This is a genomic window from Kitasatospora sp. NPDC053308 (assembly GCF_055585785.1).
In genome coordinates, this window is record NZ_JBVJJY010000021.1 from 26,219 (window position 1) to 46,427 (window position 20,209).

18 protein-coding genes and 1 pseudogene are annotated in these 20,209 nt (G+C 71.1%); 6 read left to right on the top strand and 13 right to left on the bottom strand.

The features are described 5' to 3' along the window. Position 1 precedes the first annotated feature (1 nt). The 9 genes from ACZ6Y7_RS32005 to ACZ6Y7_RS32045 form a co-directional block, all read right to left on the bottom strand. Positions 2–1,027, bottom strand: coding sequence for a LacI family DNA-binding transcriptional regulator (locus ACZ6Y7_RS32005; RefSeq protein WP_465761429.1), 1,026 nt, complete (start codon positions 1,025–1,027; stop codon positions 2–4). A 118-nt stretch (positions 1,028–1,145) separates the two neighbouring features. After that, complete coding sequence (locus ACZ6Y7_RS32010) at positions 1,146–2,174, bottom strand: LacI family DNA-binding transcriptional regulator (RefSeq protein WP_465761430.1); 1,029 nt, start codon at positions 2,172–2,174, stop codon at positions 1,146–1,148. Further along, entirely contained in the window at positions 2,171–2,830 is a 660-nt protein-coding gene (locus tag ACZ6Y7_RS32015; protein ID WP_465761431.1) for a GDSL-type esterase/lipase family protein, read from the bottom strand. Before ACZ6Y7_RS32015 ends, ACZ6Y7_RS32010 begins: the two co-directional genes overlap by 4 nt. A gap of 72 nt (positions 2,831–2,902) precedes the next feature. Further along, complete coding sequence (locus tag ACZ6Y7_RS32020; protein WP_465761432.1) at positions 2,903–4,198, bottom strand: glycoside hydrolase 5 family protein; 1,296 nt, start codon at positions 4,196–4,198, stop codon at positions 2,903–2,905. A gap of 56 nt (positions 4,199–4,254) precedes the next feature. After that, on the bottom strand, positions 4,255–5,478 hold the full coding sequence (gene manA / locus ACZ6Y7_RS32025; RefSeq protein WP_465761433.1) for a mannose-6-phosphate isomerase, class I: 1,224 nt from the start codon (positions 5,476–5,478) through the stop codon (positions 4,255–4,257). Positions 5,479–5,613: 135 nt separating this feature from the next. Continuing rightward, positions 5,614–6,645 (bottom strand): LacI family DNA-binding transcriptional regulator, encoded by a 1,032-nt coding sequence (locus ACZ6Y7_RS32030; protein ID WP_465761434.1) that lies wholly within the window; start codon positions 6,643–6,645, stop codon positions 5,614–5,616. Positions 6,646–6,706: 61 nt separating this feature from the next. Next, the gene (locus ACZ6Y7_RS32035) at positions 6,707–7,576 is read right to left on the bottom strand and encodes a carbohydrate ABC transporter permease (RefSeq protein WP_465761435.1); all 870 of its coding nucleotides are present in this window, start codon (positions 7,574–7,576) and stop codon (positions 6,707–6,709) included. Continuing rightward, positions 7,573–8,499 (bottom strand): carbohydrate ABC transporter permease, encoded by a 927-nt coding sequence (locus ACZ6Y7_RS32040; RefSeq protein ID WP_465761500.1) that lies wholly within the window; start codon positions 8,497–8,499, stop codon positions 7,573–7,575. Before ACZ6Y7_RS32040 ends, ACZ6Y7_RS32035 begins: the two co-directional genes overlap by 4 nt. A gap of 213 nt (positions 8,500–8,712) precedes the next feature. Further along, positions 8,713–10,029: an ABC transporter substrate-binding protein gene (locus ACZ6Y7_RS32045; RefSeq protein WP_465761436.1), complete on the bottom strand. Its 1,317-nt coding sequence runs from the start codon at positions 10,027–10,029 to the stop codon at positions 8,713–8,715. 303 nt (positions 10,030–10,332) lie between these two features. Between ACZ6Y7_RS32045 and ACZ6Y7_RS32050 the strand changes: the two genes are divergently transcribed. Continuing rightward, a complete protein-coding gene (locus ACZ6Y7_RS32050; protein WP_465761437.1) occupies positions 10,333–11,313 on the top strand; it encodes an ROK family protein in 981 nt (326 codons plus the stop codon). Between the two features lie 83 nt (positions 11,314–11,396). Beyond that, positions 11,397–12,773, top strand: a complete 1,377-nt coding sequence (locus ACZ6Y7_RS32055) for a GH1 family beta-glucosidase (RefSeq protein ID WP_465761438.1) — start codon at positions 11,397–11,399, stop codon at positions 12,771–12,773. 160 nt (positions 12,774–12,933) lie between these two features. On the opposite strand, the gene ACZ6Y7_RS32060 is transcribed toward ACZ6Y7_RS32055, so the two are convergent. From ACZ6Y7_RS32060 to ACZ6Y7_RS32075, 4 genes and pseudogenes are all read right to left on the bottom strand, one after another. Continuing rightward, a complete protein-coding gene (locus tag ACZ6Y7_RS32060) occupies positions 12,934–13,347 on the bottom strand; it encodes a (R)-mandelonitrile lyase (RefSeq protein ID WP_465761439.1) in 414 nt (137 codons plus the stop codon). Positions 13,348–13,378: 31 nt separating this feature from the next. After that, positions 13,379–14,146 (bottom strand): SDR family NAD(P)-dependent oxidoreductase, encoded by a 768-nt coding sequence (locus ACZ6Y7_RS32065; RefSeq protein ID WP_465761501.1) that lies wholly within the window; start codon positions 14,144–14,146, stop codon positions 13,379–13,381. Between the two features lie 69 nt (positions 14,147–14,215). Then, positions 14,216–14,515 (bottom strand): annotated as a pseudogene (locus tag ACZ6Y7_RS32070) (cyclophilin-like fold protein); the annotation flags it as partial. 179 nt (positions 14,516–14,694) lie between these two features. Continuing rightward, complete coding sequence (locus ACZ6Y7_RS32075; protein ID WP_465761440.1) at positions 14,695–15,711, bottom strand: zinc-dependent alcohol dehydrogenase family protein; 1,017 nt, start codon at positions 15,709–15,711, stop codon at positions 14,695–14,697. 211 nt (positions 15,712–15,922) lie between these two features. Here ACZ6Y7_RS32075 and ACZ6Y7_RS32080 point away from each other — a divergent pair, with 211 nt between their 5' ends. The 4 genes from ACZ6Y7_RS32080 to ACZ6Y7_RS32095 all read left to right on the top strand — a co-directional run bounded on the left by ACZ6Y7_RS32080 (position 15,923) and on the right by ACZ6Y7_RS32095 (position 20,064). Beyond that, complete coding sequence (locus tag ACZ6Y7_RS32080) at positions 15,923–16,825, top strand: helix-turn-helix transcriptional regulator (RefSeq protein WP_465761441.1); 903 nt, start codon at positions 15,923–15,925, stop codon at positions 16,823–16,825. A 46-nt stretch (positions 16,826–16,871) separates the two neighbouring features. Beyond that, a complete protein-coding gene (locus tag ACZ6Y7_RS32085; RefSeq protein ID WP_465761442.1) occupies positions 16,872–17,576 on the top strand; it encodes a hypothetical protein in 705 nt (234 codons plus the stop codon). Positions 17,577–17,724: 148 nt separating this feature from the next. Then, entirely contained in the window at positions 17,725–19,185 is a 1,461-nt protein-coding gene (locus ACZ6Y7_RS32090; RefSeq protein ID WP_465761443.1) for a tyrosine-type recombinase/integrase, read from the top strand. Between the two features lie 270 nt (positions 19,186–19,455). Continuing rightward, positions 19,456–20,064, top strand: a complete 609-nt coding sequence (locus ACZ6Y7_RS32095; RefSeq protein ID WP_465761444.1) for a hypothetical protein — start codon at positions 19,456–19,458, stop codon at positions 20,062–20,064. Positions 20,065–20,209 lie beyond the last annotated feature (145 nt).

Sequence of the window (20,209 nt, forward strand, 5' to 3'; positions counted from 1 at the left end):
TTCAGGTGCGGGCCGGTGGGCCGGTGGTCCCGCGCGGTACCAGCACCGGAGCGTCGGAGACCCGCGAGCGGGCCCGGCCGTCGTCCAGAAGCTCCAGCAGGCAGCGGGCGACCTCGGCGCCGAACGCGAAGGGGTCGTAACTGAGCGCCGAGAGCGCCGGCCGGGTGATCCGGCACAGGTCCGAGTCGTCCCAGGCGACCAGCGACAGGTCCTCGGGCACACGCAGGCCGAGCTCGCCCGCCACCGCGAGGCCCGCCACGGCCATGAGGTCGTTGTCGTACACGATGGCGGTCGGCCGGTCGGCGTCGGCCAGCAGTGAGCGGGTCGCCGTGGCGCCCTCGTGTGCGGACAGGGCGGTGTGCACGCTTCTGGCGTCCTCCAGCCGCAGTTCGGCGGCGGTGGACGCGAACGCCTCCGCGCGGACGATCGACTGGCCCAGCGTCACCGGCCCGCTGATGTGCGCGATCCGGCGGTGGCCGAGGATCGACAGGTAGCGCACGGCCTCCGCCATGGCCATCGCGTCGTCGTGCCACACTGCCGGGAAGGGGCCGCTGAGCTGCGGAGGCGCAACGGCGACGACGGGCATGCCGAGCCGGTGGACGGGTTCGATACGAGGGTCGTCGCTGGTCACTCCGACCAGGACCGAGCCGTTCACCTTGCCGGACTGCCACCACTGCTTGTACAGCGCGATCTCGGCGTCGAGGTCGGGGGCGATGTGCAGCAGCAGCGAGCAGGGCCGCTCGGTGAGCACGCTCTCGATCCCGCCGATCAACGCCATGTGCACCGCGTCCAGAACGGTGCCGGCGGCGTCGCGGGTGAGCGCCATGCCGATGGTGTGGACCCGGTCGCCCTGGGCGAGGGAGCGGGCCGCGAGGTTGGGCGCCCAGCCCAGTTCGCGGGCGGCCTCGACGATCCTCTTGCGGGTGTCGGCGGAGACTCCGGGTCGGTCGTTGAGAGCGAGCGAGACGGCGCCCGCCGACACCCCGGCACGGGCGGCGACGTCCCGGATCGTCACCCGGCTTTCCATGTGCGTTCCTTCCCTCGGCCCAGTGGATGCGCGACGAGGCGCTGCCCGGCTCCATCCTGTCAGGTGAGGTGACCCGTGCGGGACCGCGGGCGGCGGGGAAGGGCGAGGGGCGAGGTGGTCAGCCGGCGCGGGGGCCGATCTCCCCCGAGCCGCGAGGGATCAGGCGGGTGGGGATCTCGATCCGGCGGGCCGCGCCGGTGTCCCCGGCCAGGCGCTCGAAGAGCGTACGGGCGGCCGCGGCACCGAGCGCGGCCGGGTCCTGGGCGACGACCGTGAGACCCGGCGTGAGCAGATCGGCCAGTTCCAGGTCGTCGAATCCGACCAGGGCGGGGCGGGGCCGGTCCGGTGGGAGCTGGTGGAGCACGGCCAGGGTGATCCGGTTGTTGGCGGTGAACAGGGCCGTGACGGGTTCCGGGCCCGCGGTCAGCCGGTCGACGGCGGCGGTGACCCTGGCCGGATCGGTGGGTCCGGTGTCGATCCACCGCTCGTCCACCGGCAGGGCGGCGTCGGCCATGGCCGTCCGGTAGCCGCGCAGCCGCTCGGCACTCGTGTGGAGGCGGGCCAGGTCCCCGATGAAGCCGATCCGCCGGTGGCCGTGGCGGATCAGGTGGGCAACCCCGGTCCGGGCGCCGCCCGCGTTGTCGCTGAGCACGGCGTCCGCCTCGATGGCCGCCGCCGGGCGGTCGAGGAAGACCACAGGGGTCCCGGCGGCGGATTCCGGAAGCAGGTAGCGGTGGTCGTCCCCGGTCGGCACCACGATCAGGCCGTCCACCCGGCGGGCGCAGAAGGCGAGCGCGAGGTCGCGTTCCCGGCGCTGGTCCTCCGCGCTGGAGCCGGTGAACAGGAGGCAGCCGTGCTCTGCGGCCACCCCCTCCACCGCACGGGAGAGGGCGGAGGAGAACGGGTCGCCGATGTCCTCCAGGAGCAGGGCGATGCTGGCGGTCCGGCCGGTCCGCAGCAGGCGGGCACTGTCGTTGCGGCGGAACCCCAGCCGGTCGATGGCGGCCCGCACCCGCTCGGCCGTCGCGGAGGCGACGCCGCTCTCTCCGTTCACCACCCGGGACACGGTCTTCAGGCCGACCCCGGCGTCCGCGGCGACGTCGTTCATCGTGGGCCTGGCTGGCCTGGTGCCGTGTCCCCTGCTCATGCCCGGCAGCATACGGCGGAAGCGTCGGCAGGTCCGAGGACCAGGTCGGACCAGGCCGCGCCGAGCAGCCGGTGCCCGTACGGGGTGGGGTGGACGCCGTCGGCGGCGATCCGATCCGGTGCGCCCGCGGTGCGGGCGGCCTGGTTGAGCAGGCCGTCGGCGGCCAGCAGGAGCGCCTCGAACTCGGTGGCGAGCCTGCGGACGGCATGGATGCGCGGGTCGAGGTCCTCGCGCCAGGCCCACTGCTCGGGGGTTGCGGGGACCAGGAACGGTTCGATGAGCAGGATCCGGGCGTCGCAGCGTTCGCGGACCCGGGCGAGCAGACGCCGGTACGCGTCCTCCCAGCGGTCGGGCGGTGAGGCGAGCTCGGAGTCGTACCGGCGCCAGGTGTCGTTGACGCCGATCATCACGGAGAGCAGGTCGGGCCGGTGGGCCAGGGTGTCGCGCTCCCAGCGGTCGCGCAGGTCGACGACGCGGTCGCCCGCTACGCCCCGGTTGAGAACGGTCGCACCGGGGTGTGCGGCGTTCAGGGCGGCCGCGGCGTACGCCGCGTAGCCGTTGCCCAGGCAGGCGGGGTCGTCGTGATCGCGTCCGGCGTCGGTGATGCTGTCGCCTTGGAAGAGCACGATGGCGTTGCGCGGCAGGTCGGATGGCATGCGGTCCTCGGACGGTAGGCCACCGCCCCGTCGGGTCGGTGGACGGCGGGGCGGCGGCGGTGTGGGGGCCGGTCAGCCGGCGGCCATCGCCCTGGCGTGGGCGGCGAACAGCCGGGCGGTGGTGCGGGTCGGGTTGGCGGGGTCGTTGTCCCACATGATGCGGTGGCCGTCGTAGTCCGGGTAGAAGGAACCGTCGTCGACCCGGGAGGTGAGCAGCCAGAACTGGTCGCCCGCACCGCCGCCGGTGCGGACGGCGTCGGTCCAGGCGGTGTAGGCGGCGTCGCGGGCGGCGGTGTCGGGGATGTCCCGTGCCGCGTCGATCTGGAGCCCGAACTCCTCGATCACCACGGGCTTCCCGAGTGATCGGCCGGCGGCGAGGTGGTCCTCGATCCAGCGTGTGCCCCAGGAGGTGGCGTCGGTGCCGGGCTTGCCGGCCCTGGTCTCGCCCCAGTTCTGCGGGTAGACGTGGACGGTGCCGTAGTCGACGGCGGGGAGGGCCACCAGTCCGTTCCACCGGACGCCCTCGTAGTCCGAGTAAGGGTAGTCGGTGTGTCCGGGCTGTCCGAAGAAGCCCTCGTCGCCGACGGCGAGCAGCTGGCGGGGGGCGAGCGACTTGACGTAGGCGCTCATCTCGGCGGCCCAGGCAAGCAGGGTGGCACCGCTCTTGTCGCTGCGGCACCGCGGTTCGTTGGCGAGTTCGAAGGCCATGATGGTGGGGTCGTCGCAGTAGCGCAGGCCGGTGTAGCGGTTGCGGTGCTGGACGAGATGCTTGGCCCAGGCTCGGTAGCAGGCCCTGATCTCCGGGTCGGTGTAGAAGCGGTCGTGGTTGACGCCGTCGCCGTACGAGTCGTCGGGCAGGCCGAGGAACCAGCTGACGTACTGCTGCATGCCCCCGTAGTCCGGCCAGTTGTTGACCAGCGGCAGGACGAGGCGGATCCCGAGCTGCCCGGCCTTGTGGACGGCGTAGTCGAGGGAGTCGAAGGCCTCATCGTCGTAGCTGTGGGGCTTGGGCTGGAGCGGGTGGTACGAGTGTCCGGAGCCGTCGGCGAACGCCCAGGCCCGGACCACGGCCAGGCCCATCGCGGCGGCGTCGTCGAGAACCGCGTCGGCCGTGTAGTGGGACTGCTGGTGCAGGTAGTAGCAGTTGGTGCCACCGAAACGGAACGGGTTTCCCCCCAGGCGGAGTTCACCGCCGCGGGCGGTGACGAAGCCCGCGGTGCGACGGCCTCGGCCGGTGAGCGGCGCGGGCTCGGCGGCGGCCGGCGTGGCCAGGGCCGGCACGGCGGCCGCCGCCAGGGCGGCGGAGGCCGCTCGGAGCAGCGAACGGCGGGTGGGGGCGGGATCGGTTCTGCCAGAGAGTGCGTTCACGGGAAGGGACCTCCGGAGTGGGCGCCTGGCGGCGCCGACGGGTGGGAGTGGTGCGGTCAGACGGCGGTGTGCTCGGGAACGCGGGCCCGGTAGAGCGTGGCGGTCCCGCGCAACTCCGCCGGAGCGCCGGCGGCCGGGAGGAAGGCGCTGTCTCCCCGACGCAAGGTGAGCGGTCGGCCCGGCGGCCGGTGGAGTTCGGCGGTGCCCTCGGTGCAGAGCAGCATCTGCGGGCCGTCGGCGGAGAGAGCGGCGCGGCCGAGGAGGTCGAGCCGGGACAGCGCGAACTCGGCAGCCGGTGTCGGGTAGTGGAGTTCGCCCTCGTCGCCGCCGGCCGGGTGGACCAGGGCCGGTGGGCCGGGTCGGAAGTCGACGACGGTGGCGAGGGCTCCCACGTCCACGTGCTTGGGGGTCAGGCCGCAGCGCAGCACGTTGTCGGAGTTGGCCATGATCTCCACGCCGGTCCCGCGCAGGTAGGCGTGCGGAACGCGGGCGTCGAGGAAGAGCGCCTGTCCGGGCCGCAGTCGCACGTGGTTGAGCAGCAGTGCGGCGGCCAGTCCCGGATCGCCGGGGTAGTCCCGGGCGGCCGCGGCGTACGCGGCGTAGGTGGCGGCGTGCGGGCCCGGGGCCTCGGCGGCGCGTTCCAGCGCGGGAGCGAGTTCTGCGGCGGCCTCCTCGCCCCGGGCCCGGTCGGCGTCGAGTGCCTCGGTCAGGACGGTGCGCAGGGCCGTAGCGGGGTCGGCACCGCGCAGGGTCGCGATCCACGGCGCGAGGGCCGGGGCGTCCAAGGCGGCCATCAGCGCGGCGGTGGCGGCCGGGTCGCGGAAGCCGCAGAGGGCGTCGAAGTCGTCGAGTGCGCAGAGCAGTTCCGGCTTGTGGTGGCGGTCGCGGTAGATGCGGTGGGCCGCGTCCCGCGGGATGCCGGCGGCCTCCTCGGCGGCGTAGCCGGCCTCTGCCTGGGTGGCGTCGGGGTGCACCTGGACCGACAGGGCGTGCTCGGCGGCGAGCACCTTGACCAGGAACGGCAGTCGGGCACCGTAGCGCTCCGCGACTCGTCGGCCGAGTTCGTTGTGCGGGTCGCGGGCGATGATCTGGTCGAGGGGTTCGGGGCCGTTGCCGCGGTCGACGGTGGACGGCGCGTCGGGGTGGGCGCCCATCCAGAGCTCGGCCTCGGGTTCGCCGGTCGGGCGGCGGCCGGTGAGTCGGGCGATGGCGGTGGCGGAGCCCCACGCGTAGGGCCTGATCCGGTTGGTGAGCAGGTCGGCTGCGGGGAGCGGGCCCACGGCTGGAAGCAGAGGGGCGGGGCGGTGCGGCGGGGTCATGGCGGGCTCCGGTCTGAGGCGGTCCGGTCCGCCCACCGGTTTTCCTCACCCTCAGGAGGAGTCGGGGGGCGGACCGGGGTCTGGAGCGGCACGTGGTCAGGGCGTGCCGGGGGGCGCGGTGGTGCCGCGAGGTACGAGGACGGGGGTCGGGGCGGGGCCTGATGTATCGGCGCGGCGGTCGAGCAGGGCGAAGAGGCAGCGGGTGACCTGGGCGCCGTAGCTGTGGACGTCGTGGCTCATGGCGGAGAGCGTGGGGTGGGTGAGCCGGCACAGCTGGGAGTCGTCCCAGGCGACCAGGCTCAGCTCGCCCGGGACGGTCAGTGCGAACTCGGCGGCGACGGCGAGTCCGGCGACAGCCATGATGTCGTTGTCGTAGAGGATCGCGGTCGGCCTCCGGGTTCCGGAGGCGAGCAGTTCGCGGGTGGCCCTGGCGCCGGCCTGGCCGGAGAAGTCGGTGGGCAGGCTTCGGGGTTCGTCCAGGCCGAGTTCGGCTGCGACCTGTTCGAGTGCGCGCGCCCGCATCGCGGAGTGCCCCAGCCGTGGGTCGCCGCCGACCCGGGCGATCCGGCGGTGGCCGAGCAGCGCGAGGTAGCGGACGACCTCCTCGACGGCGGCGGCGTCGTCCGTCCAGACGGAGGCCGTCGAGCCGCCGGTGAGCCCGGGGTGGCCGGCCGCGACGACGGGCATGCCGGTCCGGGCCAGGGCGGGGATTCGAGGATCGTTCTCGATCAGGTCGACCAGGAGGGACCCGCGGACCCGCCCTTCGCGCCACCAGGTGTGATGGACGGCGGTCTCCTGGTCACGGTCGCGTACCAGCCGCAGCAGCAGCGTGGCCGACCGCTCCTCCAGCACGCTCTGGATGCCGGAGACGAACTCCATGTAGAAGGGCTCCAGGCCGAGTTGGCGGGCCGGGCGGGCGAGCACCAGGCCGACGGCGCCTCCCCGACCGCCGCTGGCCAGGCTGCGGGCGGCCTGGCCGAGCACCCAGCCGAGTTCGGTCGCGGCCGCGCGGATCCGCTCACGGGTGCGTTCCGACACCCCTGGACGGTCGTTGAGCGCGAGCGACACCGCCCCCGGCGAGACCCCGGCGCGCTCGGCGACGTCCCGGATGGTGGTGCGCGCGCTCACCTGCGCCTCCGCTCATCGGCTCGGCGGTGACGCGGCGCAGGTGCGGTACCGGGGGGACGGATCACTTCGTGGAGCCCGCCGCGAAGCCGCTGTAGATGAAGCGCTGCAGGGCGAGGAAGACGATCAGGGTCGGCAGGATGACCAGGACGGTTCCGGCCGAGATGGTCTCCCAGTGCGCGCCGAACGGCCCTTTGAAGCGGAACAGCGAGGTGGAGATGGTGCCCAGGTCGGCCGAGGGCATGTACAGGAAGGGGATGTAGAAGTCGTTGTAGACCGCGATGCCCTTGATGATCACCACGGTGGCGATGGCTGGCCTGAGCATCGGCAGGATGATCCGCCGGTAGACGGTGAACGAGTTGGCGCCGTCGAGCCTGGCCGCCTCGTCGAGTGAGACCGGGATGGAGCGGATGAACTGGAGGAAGACGTAGATCGACACGATGTCGGTGCCCAGGTAGAGCATGATCGGTGCCCAGCGGGTGTTGAACGCCCCGAGGTCGTTGACGATCTGGAAGGTGGCGACCTGGGTGGTCACGCTCGGGACGAGCGTGGCGACCAGGAAGAGAGCCATCACGAGCTTCTTGAGCCGGAACTCGAAGCGGTCGATCGCGTAGGCGGTCATCGAGCCGATCAGCACGGTGCCGGCGGTGGAGACCACGAGGATGATCGTGGTGTTGACGAAGCCCTGCAGCATCTTGCCCTGCTGGAAGGCGGTCGCGTAGTTGTGGAGGTTGAGCCAGTCGCCCGGCGGGGCGAGCGGGCCTGTGGTCAGCGCCTCGTTGCTGCTCTTGAGCGAGGTGAACAGCACCACGGTGAGCGGTATCAGCACGAGCGCACTGGCGAGTCCCAGGGAGGTGTACTTGCCGACCGTGGCGGCGAGCACCCGGGGGGTCGGGGCGGCCCGGCGGGCGGCCCGGGTGGCGGGAATGGTCACGACAGTTCAACCCTCTCCTCCGGCACCAGGCGGCGCTGGATCCAGGTGACGAGCAGGATCAGGGCCAGCAGCACGACGGCGCAGGCGGAGGCGAGGCCGACCTTGTCGAACTTGAAAGCGAGCTTGACGGTCTGGATGACGAAGGTCTCGCTGCCGTTGGAGCCGCCGGTCATGACGTACGGGATCTCGAACACGGCCAGTGAGCCGGAGACCGCGAGGATCGCGCTGAGGCTGATGATCGGTTTGATGCTGGGGGCGATGATGTGGCGGAACTGCTGCCACCGGCTCGCACCGTCGAGTGCCGCGGCCTCGTAGAGGTGGGGCGGGATGGACTGGATCGCGCCGAGGAACAGCACCATGTTCAGGCCCATGTAGCGCCAGACCGACACCCCCGCCAGTGACTTGTTGACGAGGTCCGGATCCCCCAGCCACAGGTGCTGTCCGCCGACGCCCAGCAGGCGCAGCACGGTGTCCAGCGTGCCGCCGGGCTGGAAGAAGTAGAGGAACACGAAGCCGATCGCGACGCCGTTGATCAGGTACGGGAAGAACAGGATGCCCTTGAAGAAGTTCCTGAAGCGGGTGTCGAAGCTGAGCACGGTGGCGAAGTAGAGCGCGAGCGCGATCTGCACGAAGGAGGCCAGCAGGTACACGCCGCTGACCAGGAAGACCTTGAACAGTTCCGGACGCGTGAACAGCGCCGTGTAGTTGTCCGCCCCGACGTTGTTCCGCTCGGGGCTGATGCCGTCCCAGTCGGTGACGCTGTAGCCGAGCATGTCGAGGATCGGCAGGTACGTGAAGGTCACCAGCAGCGCCAGTGGGACCAGCAGGTAGAGCCAGGGTGTGAACCACCGGTGGGTGCGGCCGGCCCTTCGGCGCCGGACCGGCGCGGCCGTTGCGGCCCGGTCGCCGGAGGGCGGCGTCATGCCCGCGCTCCGGTCCTTCTGCAGTGCAGTCATCTTCCTGTCCTTCGTTGAGCCGGACGCCCGAAGCCCGCCTCCCCTCCCACCGCCCGTCCGGGTGGCGGGGCTGTTGCTTCCTTGCGCCGCCGAGCAGCCGGGGCACCGGGGGCGCTGGGTGCGGTGCGGCCGGGAGGTCAGGGCCGTGCGCCCCGGCCGCACCGCAGTCCTTCGGGGCCGTCAGCCCGCGAGGGTCTTCTGCGCCTCGGACCACTTCTTGTTCAGGTCCGCGAAGTAGCCGTCCTGGTCTCCGGCGCCGGCGCCGCGGGCGAAGTCGACGAGCTTCTGCCGGTAGTCGGGGGCGTCGAGGTCGATCTCAGCGGCCTTGTCGATCTTCTTGACGGCCGCGGACTTCTCCTGCTTCTGGCCGATCATGGTGACGCCCTTGTCGGCGAAGGGCTTGAGCGCGGTCGGCATCGGGGAGCCCTTGACCGAGGAGATGCCCTGTTCGGCCTGAGCGCTGCCGGACTTGTTGATGAACCAGTCCAGCCAGGCCCGGGCCGCCTCCTGGTTCTTGGAGTGCTTGTTGATGCCGTACTTGTAGTCCGGCTGGAGGACCGTGCAGAGTTTGCCGTCCGCGGTCGCCGAAGGGAACGGCATGTAGCCGATGTCGTCGGGGTTCTTCCCGGCGGCCTTCGCGGCGTCCTGCATCTGGGCGATGGACCAGGAGCCGAGGTACATGGTGGCCGCCTGTCCGGTGCCCAGAAGCGTCTTGGAGTTCTCCCAGTTGGTGGTGGTGGGGTCGGGCTCGGTGAGCTTCTCGTGGACGACGGAGTACAGCAGGCTGTCGATCGTGTGGATGTCGTTGCCGCTGGTCCACGGGGCCGCGGTGGAGGCCATCGAGTCCTTGGCGCTCTCGTTGCAGCTCGGCGAGCCGATGGCGTCGGTCCACTGCTTCAGCGGCCAGCCGTCGTGGTAGTTGGTGTAGTACGGGATCGCCTGGGTCTTGGACTTGACGGCTTTCAGGTCCTCGATGAACTCCTGCGGGGTTCTCGGCCACTCGGTGATACCGGCCTGCTGCCAGAGCGCTTTGTTGTAGACGAAGCCCGTGACGGTGCCGTAGTTGGCGATGCCGTACACCTTGCCGCCGACGGTGCCGTAGTCAATCCAGTCGTACTGCTTCGAGAGGTCTGCGGCCTCACCCAACGGGGCGAAGAAGTTGGGGAGTTGGGTGATCGAGAGGTCGGACGGGATCGGCAGCACGTCACCGTAGTTCTCGGTGTTCATGCGGATCTTGACTTCGCCCTCGTAGTCGGTCATGCCCTCGAACTTGACCTTGACGTTCGGGTAGGTCTTGTTGAACTCGGCGGCATACCCGGCGAGGACCCCCTTGTTCAGCTGGTCGGTCCGGTTGGTCAGGACCGTGATGGAACCCGACACCTTGGCCGGATCGGAGTTGACGGTCGCCGCGGAGGACGAGGTCCCGCCGCCGCCACTGCTACAGGCAGTGAGCAAAATCATGGAAGCGGCCGTGCCGGCCATCCACCCTCTGCGCATCTTCGCTCATCCTTCGCGCTGATCGTCATGAACGCCGGGAAGCGGCCTCCCGGTCGTTGGCTGCTTAACGTAGACGTCATATCGCGGCCATGTCCATAGACCGATCAACATTGAAATACAGGCGTTTTTTTACGATCTCCGCCCGATTTACTAAACCTTTGCCTAACTTGATGACGAAAGGGCCTCGGCCTGCCGACTCCATGGACAACGTTGTCCAGCGCAGCGAGAATCACCGGGACCGCCAGGGGGCGACATGCCCGAACCAGGTCGGCACTCCCCGGCCCTATCAGCGGAGACGTCACGATGAGTTACGAAACGGCCCTCGCGGTCGACGGCCGCCCCACCCCCGCGCGCCCCCTTCTGGCGGCACTGGACATCGGCGGAACGAAGATCGCGGGAGGTCTGGTCGACGCGGACGGGACCCTCCTCCACCAGGTCCGGCAGCCCACCCCCCGGGAGGACGCCCGCACGGTGCTGGCTGCGGTGGAACACGTGCTGGACGGCCTCGCCCGGCACCCGCTGTGGGGAAGCGTGCAGGCTGTCGGAATCGGCAGCGCCGGCCCGGTGGACATCACGGAGGGCACCGTCAGCCCGGTCAACATTCCCGCCTGGCGGGCGTTTCCACTACGGACTGCGGTCGCCCGCCACCATGCCGTCGACAGCCTGCCCGTGGTACTCGGAGGCGACGCGGTGGCGATGGCCGCGGCGGAGCACTGGCGCGGCGCCGCACGCCCGTACCGCAACGCCCTGTGCCTGGTGGTCTCCACCGGAATCGGCGCGGGCCTGATCATCGACGGGAGACTCCACACCGGGCCCACCGGGAACGCCGGCCACCTCGGTCACATCAGCGTCGACTATGCCGGCCGTCCCTGTCCCTGTGGCTCACGCGGCTGCGTCGAGGGGCTCGCCAGCGGAACCGCCATCGCCCGGACCGCAGCCGAGAACGGTTGGCGGGCCCCCGATGGCGACACCTCCGCCGCAGCGGTCGCGGCCGCCGCTTGTTCGGGCGACCCGCTCGCCCTGCACGCCTACGACCGGGCCGCCCAGGCCCTCGCCGCCGGGATCGCCGCCGTCGCCACCCTGGTGGAGATCGAAGCCGCGATCATCGGCGGCGGCGTCGCCGCCTCCGGCGACCTCCTCCTCCAGCCGTTGCGCCGCCACCTGGCCGACTACGCCACCCTGCCCTTCGCGGCCAGAACCGCTGTCCTCCCCGCCGCCCTGGGCACCGGCGCCGGCCTGGTCGGCGCGGCAGCCCTCGCGCGCCCGGCACTGCCCGTTCACTGACCCCGTCCAGCCCACTGTCGAGGCAATCCGGGTCGGTGCGGATCCGCCGGCCCGGTGACCCCGTTTCCCGAGGTGTCACATCCGTGTCCGAGCAGACCTTCCTCCGCTTCCCCGACGGGTTCCGATGGGGCGCCGCCACCTCCGCCTACCAGATCGAGGGCGCCGTCTCCGAGGACGGCCGGACATCCTCCATCTGGGACGTGTTCAGCCACAGCCCGGGCACGACCGTCGACGGCACCACCGGCGACACCGCCTGCGACCACTACCACCGCCACGGGCAGGACGTCGCCCTGATGGCCGATCTCGGCCTCCAGGCCTACCGCTTCTCACTCTCCTGGGCCCGGCTCCAGCCCGACGGCAGGGGCCGAGCCAACCCGAAGGCGCTCGACTTCTACCGCCGGCTACTCGACGAGCTGCACGAGAACGGCATCCAGCCCGTCGCCACGCTCTACCACTGGGACCTCCCACAAGCGCTGGAGGACCGCGGCGGCTGGCGCGCCCGTGACACCGCCTGGCGCTTCACCGACTACGCCCAGCTGGTCGGTGAACACCTCGGCGACCTGGTGGACACGTTCATCACCGTCAACGAACCCTGGTGCGCCGCCTTCCTCGGCTACGCCAGCGGCCTGCACGCCCCAGGAGTGCAAGACCCGCCGGGCGCGCTGCGCGCCGCCCACCACCTACTCCTGGGCCACGGGCTGGCAGCGAGGGCACTACGGGTGCCGGGTCGGCACCCGGAAATCGGACTGGCACCCAACTTCTACCCCGTACAGGCGGTGAGCGACGACCCGACCGATCAGGACGCGGCCCGGCGGATCGACCTGCTGATGAACCGGCTCCTCCTCGAACCGGTGGTCACCGGCGCCTACCCGGCCGACGTCCTGGCGCACATCGAACCGATCGCCGGCCTCGGCCACCTCCGTGAGGGCGACGAGGCCGTGATCGGCACCCCGATCGACTTCCTCGGTGTCAACTACTACAGCTCCCACACCGTCGGCGCGGGCCTGGTTGATCATCGGCCATCGCCCTGGGTCGGAGCCGAGGACGTCGTGTTCCACCCAACCGGACTCCGCACCACCGCCATGGGCTGGGACGTCGATCCCGACGGCCTGCGTCGGCAACTGGAGCGCATCGCGTCCGCCCGCCCCGACCTGCCCATCTGGATCACCGAGAACGGCGCGGCATACGCCGACATCCCCGACGACAACGGCCGGGTACACGATCCCGACCGGATCGAGTTCCTGCGCGACCACCTCACGGCACTGCACGAAGCGATCCAGGCAGGGGTGGACGTCCGCGGCTACCTGCTCTGGTCGCTGATGGACAACTTCGAGTGGTCCGAGGGGCACACCAAGCGTTTCGGCCTCGTCCACGTCGACTTCGCCACCCAGCGGCGCACCCTCAAGTCCAGCGCGCACTGGTACGGCGAGGTCATCAGGAGCAACGGCTTGAAGCGATAATCGCCTTCTGCGGCCATGGAAGACGCACAGGTCACAGGCCGATCTCCGGGGCCGATCTCCGCTCGGCGGCCGGTACGTCGGGGCGGGCCCGGGCCTCGGCGACCCCACGATTCCGCCACCCGGACCGTGACCGCCTGCCCGCAGTGCGGGCGGTGCCGGGCTACGGCCGGCGGGTGCGGGGCTTGTTGTACTGCGGGTCGGTGACGGGTTCGGCCCAGGTCGTCTCGGGGCTGCCGTCGGCGGTTGCCTCCCACATGGCGATGTGCTCCATGAAGCGGTCGGGGGCGGCTCCGTGCCAATGCTCCTCGCCGGGCGGGCAGGCGACGGTCTCGCCCGGGTTGGCCTCGAGGATCCGGCCGTCGCGGGTCCCCACGTACGCGATCCCGGAGACGACGTACAGAGTCTGGCCCACCTCGTGGAGGTGCCAGTGGGTGCGGGCGCCAGGCGCGAAGCGCACCAGGTTGGCCCGCAGGCGGGAGGGTTCCTGCCCGGCTGCGATGACGTCCCACCAGACGTCACCGGTGAACCAGTCCGCGGGGGCTTTGCTGGTGGGCTGGGGCTGGACGAATTCCATGACGGTCCTTCTCGTGTCTGGAGCGGAGGGGCTACCGGGCGGTGTACCCGCCGTCGACAGGCAGGGCGACGCCGGTGACATAGCTCGAGCCGGGGCTGCACAGCCACAGCACGGCCTGGGCGATCTCCTCGGCGGTGCCCAGCCGCTCGATGGCCTGGCCGGTCTCGGCCTGGCCGCGGTCCAGTTCGCTGCCTTCGACCATGGCGTCGACCATGGGGGTGGCGATGGTGCCGGGGCAGACGGCGTTGACGCGCACACCGCGGGACCCGTATTCGAGGGCGGCGCTCTTGGTCAGGCCGAGCACTCCGTGCTTGGTGGCGTGGTACGCGGCGCGGCCGGGGTTGCCGACCAGGCCGCCCAGCGAGGAGCAGTTGACGATCGCGCCGCTGCCCTGTTCCCGCATGTGGCGCAGTTCGTGCTTCATGCTCGCCCAGACACCGCGCAGGTTGACGGCCGTGACCCGGTCGAATTGCTCGGCGCCCTCATCGGCGGCGTCGGTGGGCGGGGGCATGATCCCGGCGTTGTTGTAGGCCGCATCGAAGCGGCCGAACGTGGCGACGGTGCGGTCGACTGCGGCGGCGACCTGCAGCTCGTCGGTGACGTCACAGACGAGGGCGAGGACCTGGTGGCCGGCGTCGTTGAGCTCCTTCGCCACCCGGTCGACGGCGCTCTCGTCGATGTCGGCGAGGCCGACGGCGGCGCCCGCCTCGGCGAAGGCACGGGCGGTGGCCAGACCCATGCCGGAGGAGGCACCGGTGACGAAGGCGACCTGGCCGGTGAAGTCGTATACGGGGTTCATCAGGGAGTGCTCGCGGCGGGTTCGGGGGGCGGTCTGGATGGTGATCTCTTGGGCGCGGGCAATCGCGTCGGGATCGGTGTCGAGGCTCCCGAGGATCAGGAGGTCCGGGGATGCGGCGGGGCCGTCCTTGTGGAAGAGGGCCAGGTTGCCCCAGGGCGCGTAACAGGCGGTGTCGCCCGCCTTCGCTGCAGCGGGCGCGGGCGTGCCGGAAGCGGTGATCTTGCGCGGCGGGTAGCCGATGCGCTCGGTGCCGTGGAAGTCCTCCAGCTCGACGGTCAGCGGGAGCATGGCAGCCAGGTCGCGGGCGGCGGGGCTGTCGTTCAGCACCGCTTCGACGGGCGTGCCGTCGAGGGTGGCGCGGATGTTCATCGGGGTCCTCCTGTCGGCGGTGGCCGGGCGTCCTGCCGTCCGGCCGTAGGTGGCGCCGCGGTGGCCGGGCCGGCGGTCGGCCAGCTGTTAGTGCAGGCAGCCGTGGCCAGCAGGAAGGCCGGGGCGGGTGGAGCAGCGAGGTGCGCGGGGTGAGGGCGGTCATGGGCGGACCGGCACGGTCAGGGCTTGAGCAGGGCCTTGATCGCGCGACGCTCGTCCATCGCCTTGTAGCCCTCTGCGACGTCGGCGAGGGGCAGGGCGAGGTCGAAGACCTTGCCGGGGTCGATGCGGCCGGACAGGACGCGCTCGATCAGGTCGGGCAGGTAGCGGCGCACGGGGGCGGGGCCGCCGCGCAGGCCGACGTGGGAGAAGAACAGCTCCTGGCCGTCGACGGCGACCCCGTGGGGGACGCCGACGAAGCCGACGCTGCCGCCGGGCCGGGCAGAATGCAGGGCCTGCTGCACCGCCTGGGCGGTGCCGACGCACTCCAGCACGCTGTCCGCGCCGATCCCGCCGGTCAGCTCCTTGACCCGGGCGATACCCTCTTCGCCGCGCTCGGTGAGGATGTCGGTCGCACCGAACTCCAGGGCGAGCTTCTGCCGCGGCTCGTGGCGGGACATCGCGATGATCCGCTCCGCGCCCATCTCCTTCGCGGCGATCACGGCGCACAGGCCGACCGCGCCGTCCCCGACCACCACTGCGGTCGAGCCGGGTCGGACCTCGGCGGCGTCGGCAGCCCACCACCCGGTGCCCATCACGTCCGAGTTCGCCAGCAGGCCCGGCCACAGCTCCTCGCCGGGCACCTCGTCGGTGGCGACCAGGGTCCCGGCGGCGTTGGGGATGCGCACGTACTCGGCCTGGCAGGTGGACATGAACTCCCGGTGCAAGCAGTTCGACTGGAAGCCGTGCGAGCAGTTCGGGCAGGTGTTGTCGGAGGTTGCGAACGAGCCCACCACGAACTGGCCGGACCGCAGGCCGGTGACCTCGGAGCCGACCTCCTCGACGAAGCCGACGTACTCGTGGCCCATCGGGTGCGGGTCGCCGATCGGCTCCGCCCCCCGGTAGGGCCACAGGTCCGAGCCACACACACATGTCACCGCCGTTCGGATGATCGCGTCGGTGGGCTTGAGGATCTTCGGGTCTTCCACGGTCTCGAAGCGGACGTCGCCAGGGGCGTGGATCACTGCACCGCGCATCAGAGTGCTTCCTTCGGTTCCGGGGCGGACGGCCTGCCGTGTCGGTCGCCGCCAAGTGCGGGTCGGGCACCCCCGCAGGCCTTCCGAAGGCCGGGCCGGGGAGCGCCACGCTTTCCAGACAACCTCCTGTCGTCCACGGCAGCGAGTCACCGATGAGGGGTGTACCGGCCGTACACCCCTCCGGGTTCAGCGGGGCCGTAGGGTCGAAGGCGTGGACAACACTCAGGAGGTCCGCGAGTTCCTCACCTCGCGACGCGCGAAGATCACCCCGGAACGGGCGGGCATGCCGGCCGGACCCCGCCGCCGGGTGCCGGGCCTGCGCCGCAGCGAGGTCGCCGCCCTGGCCGACGTGAGCGTGGAGTACTACGCCAAGCTGGAGCGCGGCAACCTCGCCGGCGCCTCACCCGCCGTCCTGGAAGCTCTCGCCCGGGCCCTGCAGCTCGACGACGCCGAACGAGCCCACCTGCTGCACCTGGCCCAAGCCGCCGACGGCACCGACGCGCTCGCCCGCCCCCGCCGTCGCACCAGTCGCCAGTGGACGCCGCACCGCAGCCTGCAGTGGATGCTCGACGCCGTCACCGGCGGCCCCGCCTTCGTCCGCAACGGCCGCATGGACTTGGTCGCTGCCAACCAACTCGCCCGCGCCTTCTATGCCGACGTGTACGAAGCCTCCGGCAACCAGAACAACCTCGCCCGCTACCAGTTCCTCGACGCCGCCTCCCGTCGCTTCTACCCCGACTGGGACCAGGCCGCCGACATCACCGTCGCCATCCTGCGCACCAAGGCAGGCCGCGACCCCCACGACAAGGGCCTCCACGACCTCGTCGGCGAACTCTCCACCCGCAGCGACGACTTCCGCACCCGGTGGGGTGCCCACAACGTCCGCTACCACGGCACCGGAACCAAACGCTTCCACCACCATGCCGTCGGCGACCTCACCCTCGCCTACGAAGGCATGGACATGGCCGCTGCACCCGGTCTCACCCTCACCATCTACGCCGCCGAACCCGGCTCTCCCAGCGAACAGGGTCTGCGCCTGCTCGCCAGCTGGGCCGCCACCCGCGAAACCACGGCGGGCTGCCGGCCGCGCCCTGCACACCCTCCGCAACGCTGACCTCACCGACGCCGTCCTCGCCGAGACCGCCACCGAACTCGCCGCCGTGGAGAACGCCGAACTCGGCAACCTCACCGACCGCGCCCGCCAGGCCGTCCTCCTCAGCCGCGAAGGCGCCTCCCCAGTCCAGGTCGCCGCCGCCGACCACCTCCTCGAACAGGATCCCTTCGGCCCGGCAGCCCTGTTCACCGAAATCGACCCCACCGCCGCAACTGTCGCCGCGGCTCACTGGCTCGCCGCCGCAGCCGAGGTCGCCTCCGAAGCCTCCGGCCACTCCCCCGCCGCCGTACTCGTCGAAGCCGACAACGTCGAAGCCCTCCCCCACGAGACACCCACCCTCGTCCTCCAGCTCATCGAAGCTGGCGCCTCCCCCTACGACATGGTCACTCGCCTGGTCGGCCACGCCCTCCACGTCGCCGACGGCCTCCTCCCTGACCCTGCCGGCCTGCGCGAACAACTCGACGGCATCGACGACACCCTCGCCCAGCACACCGACCCCGAGGACACCGGCCTGCGCCTGACCCCGCTCGACCCCAGGCGCCCCGCCCGGGACCTCCTCGAAGACCTCGTCACCGGCATCCGCGCCTGCTGGCTCCTCCACACCGAATACGACGACCTCGACGACGAGGACGACGACACCAACGCCGAGGACTGGAGCGACGAACAGGCCGAACAGCACCAGCAGCGCAGCCGCGCACGCTTCGCCCAGCTCGTCCGCGAGACCGCCGCACACCGCGACCCGCTCATCTGACCTGCCCGCCCGGGGTCTCCCTTCCACTGATCAAGGGAGACCCGCAGGTCATAGCCGGATTGTCCAGCCGGTGGTCGCGCGGTGGTCGCACCGCGAGCCCACACTGGAGGAGAGGACTCCTCGCGCACGACCCTTCGAGGCGATCACCATGCGCAGCTCACCCACCCCATCCAGCGGCCGGGACCGCGGCCGCGTCTACCGGCGCTGCGGCTGCCGCGACGACCACCACCGCCAGCTCGGCACCCACTGCCCGCACCTCGCCAGCGACCCCCGCCACGGCAGCTGGGCCTTCGCCGTCGACGCCCCCTCCCCCGACGGCCACCGCCGCACCATCCGCCGCGCCGGCTTCCCCGACGAACTCGACGCCCGCATCGCCCTGCGACGCTTCAACGAGTCCCTGCCCCTCGGCATCATCACCGATCCCAGACAGAGCACCGCCGACTACCTCACCAGCTGGCTCACCGAGAAAGCCCTCCACCTCAAACCCACCACCATCGCCCGCTACCGCGACTACATCACCCAAGACCTCATCCCCGCCCTCGGCACCATCCCCCTCGACGACCTCACCCGCCAGCACCTGGCCGCCTTCGTCACCGACCAACTACGCCGACACCGGGGCAGAGTCACCGTCCACCGGATCATGTCCACCCTCTCCAGCGCCCTCACCACCGCCGTCAACACCGAACGCCTGGCCCGCAACCCCGCGAAGCCCCCGCTCATCTCCCGCCCCGCCGCAGCCGAACGACACCTGTGGACCGAGGAACAGGCCGCCCGCTTCCTGCGCTTCACCCACATCGTCGACCCGCTGTACGCCGATCTCGCCGAGCTGATGATCGGCACCGGCATGCGCAAGGGCGAGGCTCTGGCCCTGCACTGGGGCGACGTCCACCTGCCCGAACGCACCCTTTTCATCCGCGCCACGCTCTCCGCGATCGACAACAACCAGCTCCTGCTGACCACCCCCAAGACCAAGGGCAGCCGCGCCTGGGTCGCCCTGTCCGACCGCGTCGCCGACGCCCTCGACGAACGAACGGGCTCACACGCCTTCGGGCAGATCACCCCCGCCGACGGCTACGTCTTCCACCGCCACGGCCGCCCCCTGCACCCCAAGGCCGTCCTCGACCGCTTCCACCTGCTCTGCGACAAAGCCGGCGTCCCCCGCATCGCCCTGCACGACCTGCGCCACCTCGCCGCCAGCTTCGCCCTGGCCGCAGGCACCCCACTCCCCGTCGTCTCCAAGACCCTGCGCCACCGCACCCTGTCCACCACCGCGAACATCTACGCCGAACTCACCCACCTCGCCGCCCGCGCAGCCGTCGACGCCATCTCCTGGACCCTCAACACCGCCGACCGCGCGGTCCTCGGCGAGCCCGCCTGCCGCAGCCGGCGCCCCTGGCACCAGAACCCGCGCCCCCACCACCGCCTGGCCGCCCATCAGACATCGCAAGAAATAGAACCCGCCAGCGCCTGGCCGATGTGGCCCGGCGACCACACTGCGACCACCAGCCGACAGAACATCAAAAAGGCCGCTCCCGCCAGAAGCGGAAACGGCCTACGACCTGCGGTTAAGCAAGTCGGGACGACAGGATTTGAACCTGCGACCCCTTGACCCCCAGCTGTTTGCGCTGGTCAGAGCGTTTTCGGCGCACGCCGAGTCGCCCGTCCACCCCGGTTCCGTTCTGGTGCGTGCACAGCGTGTGGTCCCGCCCTGGTCCCGCGCCCCAAGGCGATCTGACCACTGAACTCAATGCGCCTGAGGACCAATCAGCCTGCCCTGACTCCAGCGAGTGCATCGTGCGACCCTCGATGCGCCCTTGATCGGCAAGGCTCGCCCCCGGACCGTCGGAGGTCGAACCAGCGGACCGCAATCGGGGGATCTATGGGATCGGAAAGCGTCGCCAGTCCGTGGGCCACGGAGGTCTTCGGCAAGCTCGCCTCCCAGCTGACGACGATCGTGCCGGCATGCATCCTCCAGGCGCACGACCGAGCCCGTGGCGGCCATGAGGGCGTCCGCACTCAAACCCACGAGGCTTACGGCCACGGCCTCTACGCGGCACAGTACGAAGAGCTTGCAGCCGGCCTGGCGGACCTTCCCGGCTCCGAGCCTGTCCGGCTCCAGGCACGAACGGTCATGGTCATCGCTGGCCACCTCATCTTCCCGATCCGCTACGCGAAGAAGGACGTACCGGTCACCGTCGCCAGGCTCCGACGCGCCTCCGGGCTCCGCGCGGATCTCATCCGTCGATATGGCCCTGAGCCTCGCCAGTTCGCTTTCGACCTCGGCATCGAGCTGCCTGAGGAAGACGAGCCGCACACCGACCTCCTGCGCCTGTCGCCCGAAACCAAGCTGGTGCTCATCGCCTACGCGTGCTCCCTGGCCAGCGGAGTGGTTCGACTGGAATGGGGATCAGCCGAGCTCCGCCGCGAAGACCGATCGCTCCTCTGGCATCACCACGAACCTTTGCCGCTTCCCAGGACCCCACGCTGATGATCGTGATTACGACTGCGGCGCCGGCTGCTGGCCTCTTTGTTGCGCAGGAACTGGTGTCGCCCCAGGACGGGATCAATCAACAGACGCGGACCGGCCGTGGAGCGGTCGTTACTGGGTGTTGTTGGCCACCATTGGCTACCCC

What these genes read in the sequence shown, in the direction of transcription:
- ACZ6Y7_RS32010 (WP_465761430.1), bottom strand. Translation starts at nt 2,174, where the DNA reads ATGAGCAGGGGACACGGCACCAGGCCAGCCAGGCCCACGATGAACGAC.
- ACZ6Y7_RS32095 (WP_465761444.1), top strand. Translation starts at nt 19,456, where the DNA reads ATGGGATCGGAAAGCGTCGCCAGTCCGTGGGCCACGGAGGTCTTCGGC.
- ACZ6Y7_RS32065 (WP_465761501.1), bottom strand. Translation starts at nt 14,146, where the DNA reads ATGAACCCCGTATACGACTTCACCGGCCAGGTCGCCTTCGTCACCGGT.
- ACZ6Y7_RS32075 (WP_465761440.1), bottom strand. Translation starts at nt 15,711, where the DNA reads ATGCGCGGTGCAGTGATCCACGCCCCTGGCGACGTCCGCTTCGAGACC.
- ACZ6Y7_RS32050 (WP_465761437.1), top strand. Translation starts at nt 10,333, where the DNA reads ATGAGTTACGAAACGGCCCTCGCGGTCGACGGCCGCCCCACCCCCGCG.
- ACZ6Y7_RS32015 (WP_465761431.1), bottom strand. Translation starts at nt 2,830, where the DNA reads ATGCCATCCGACCTGCCGCGCAACGCCATCGTGCTCTTCCAAGGCGAC.
- ACZ6Y7_RS32060 (WP_465761439.1), bottom strand. Translation starts at nt 13,347, where the DNA reads ATGGAATTCGTCCAGCCCCAGCCCACCAGCAAAGCCCCCGCGGACTGG.
- ACZ6Y7_RS32005 (WP_465761429.1), bottom strand. Translation starts at nt 1,027, where the DNA reads ATGGAAAGCCGGGTGACGATCCGGGACGTCGCCGCCCGTGCCGGGGTG.
- ACZ6Y7_RS32045 (WP_465761436.1), bottom strand. Translation starts at nt 10,029, where the DNA reads ATGCGCAGAGGGTGGATGGCCGGCACGGCCGCTTCCATGATTTTGCTC.
- ACZ6Y7_RS32090 (WP_465761443.1), top strand. Translation starts at nt 17,725, where the DNA reads ATGCGCAGCTCACCCACCCCATCCAGCGGCCGGGACCGCGGCCGCGTC.
- ACZ6Y7_RS32040 (WP_465761500.1), bottom strand. Translation starts at nt 8,499, where the DNA reads ATGACGCCGCCCTCCGGCGACCGGGCCGCAACGGCCGCGCCGGTCCGG.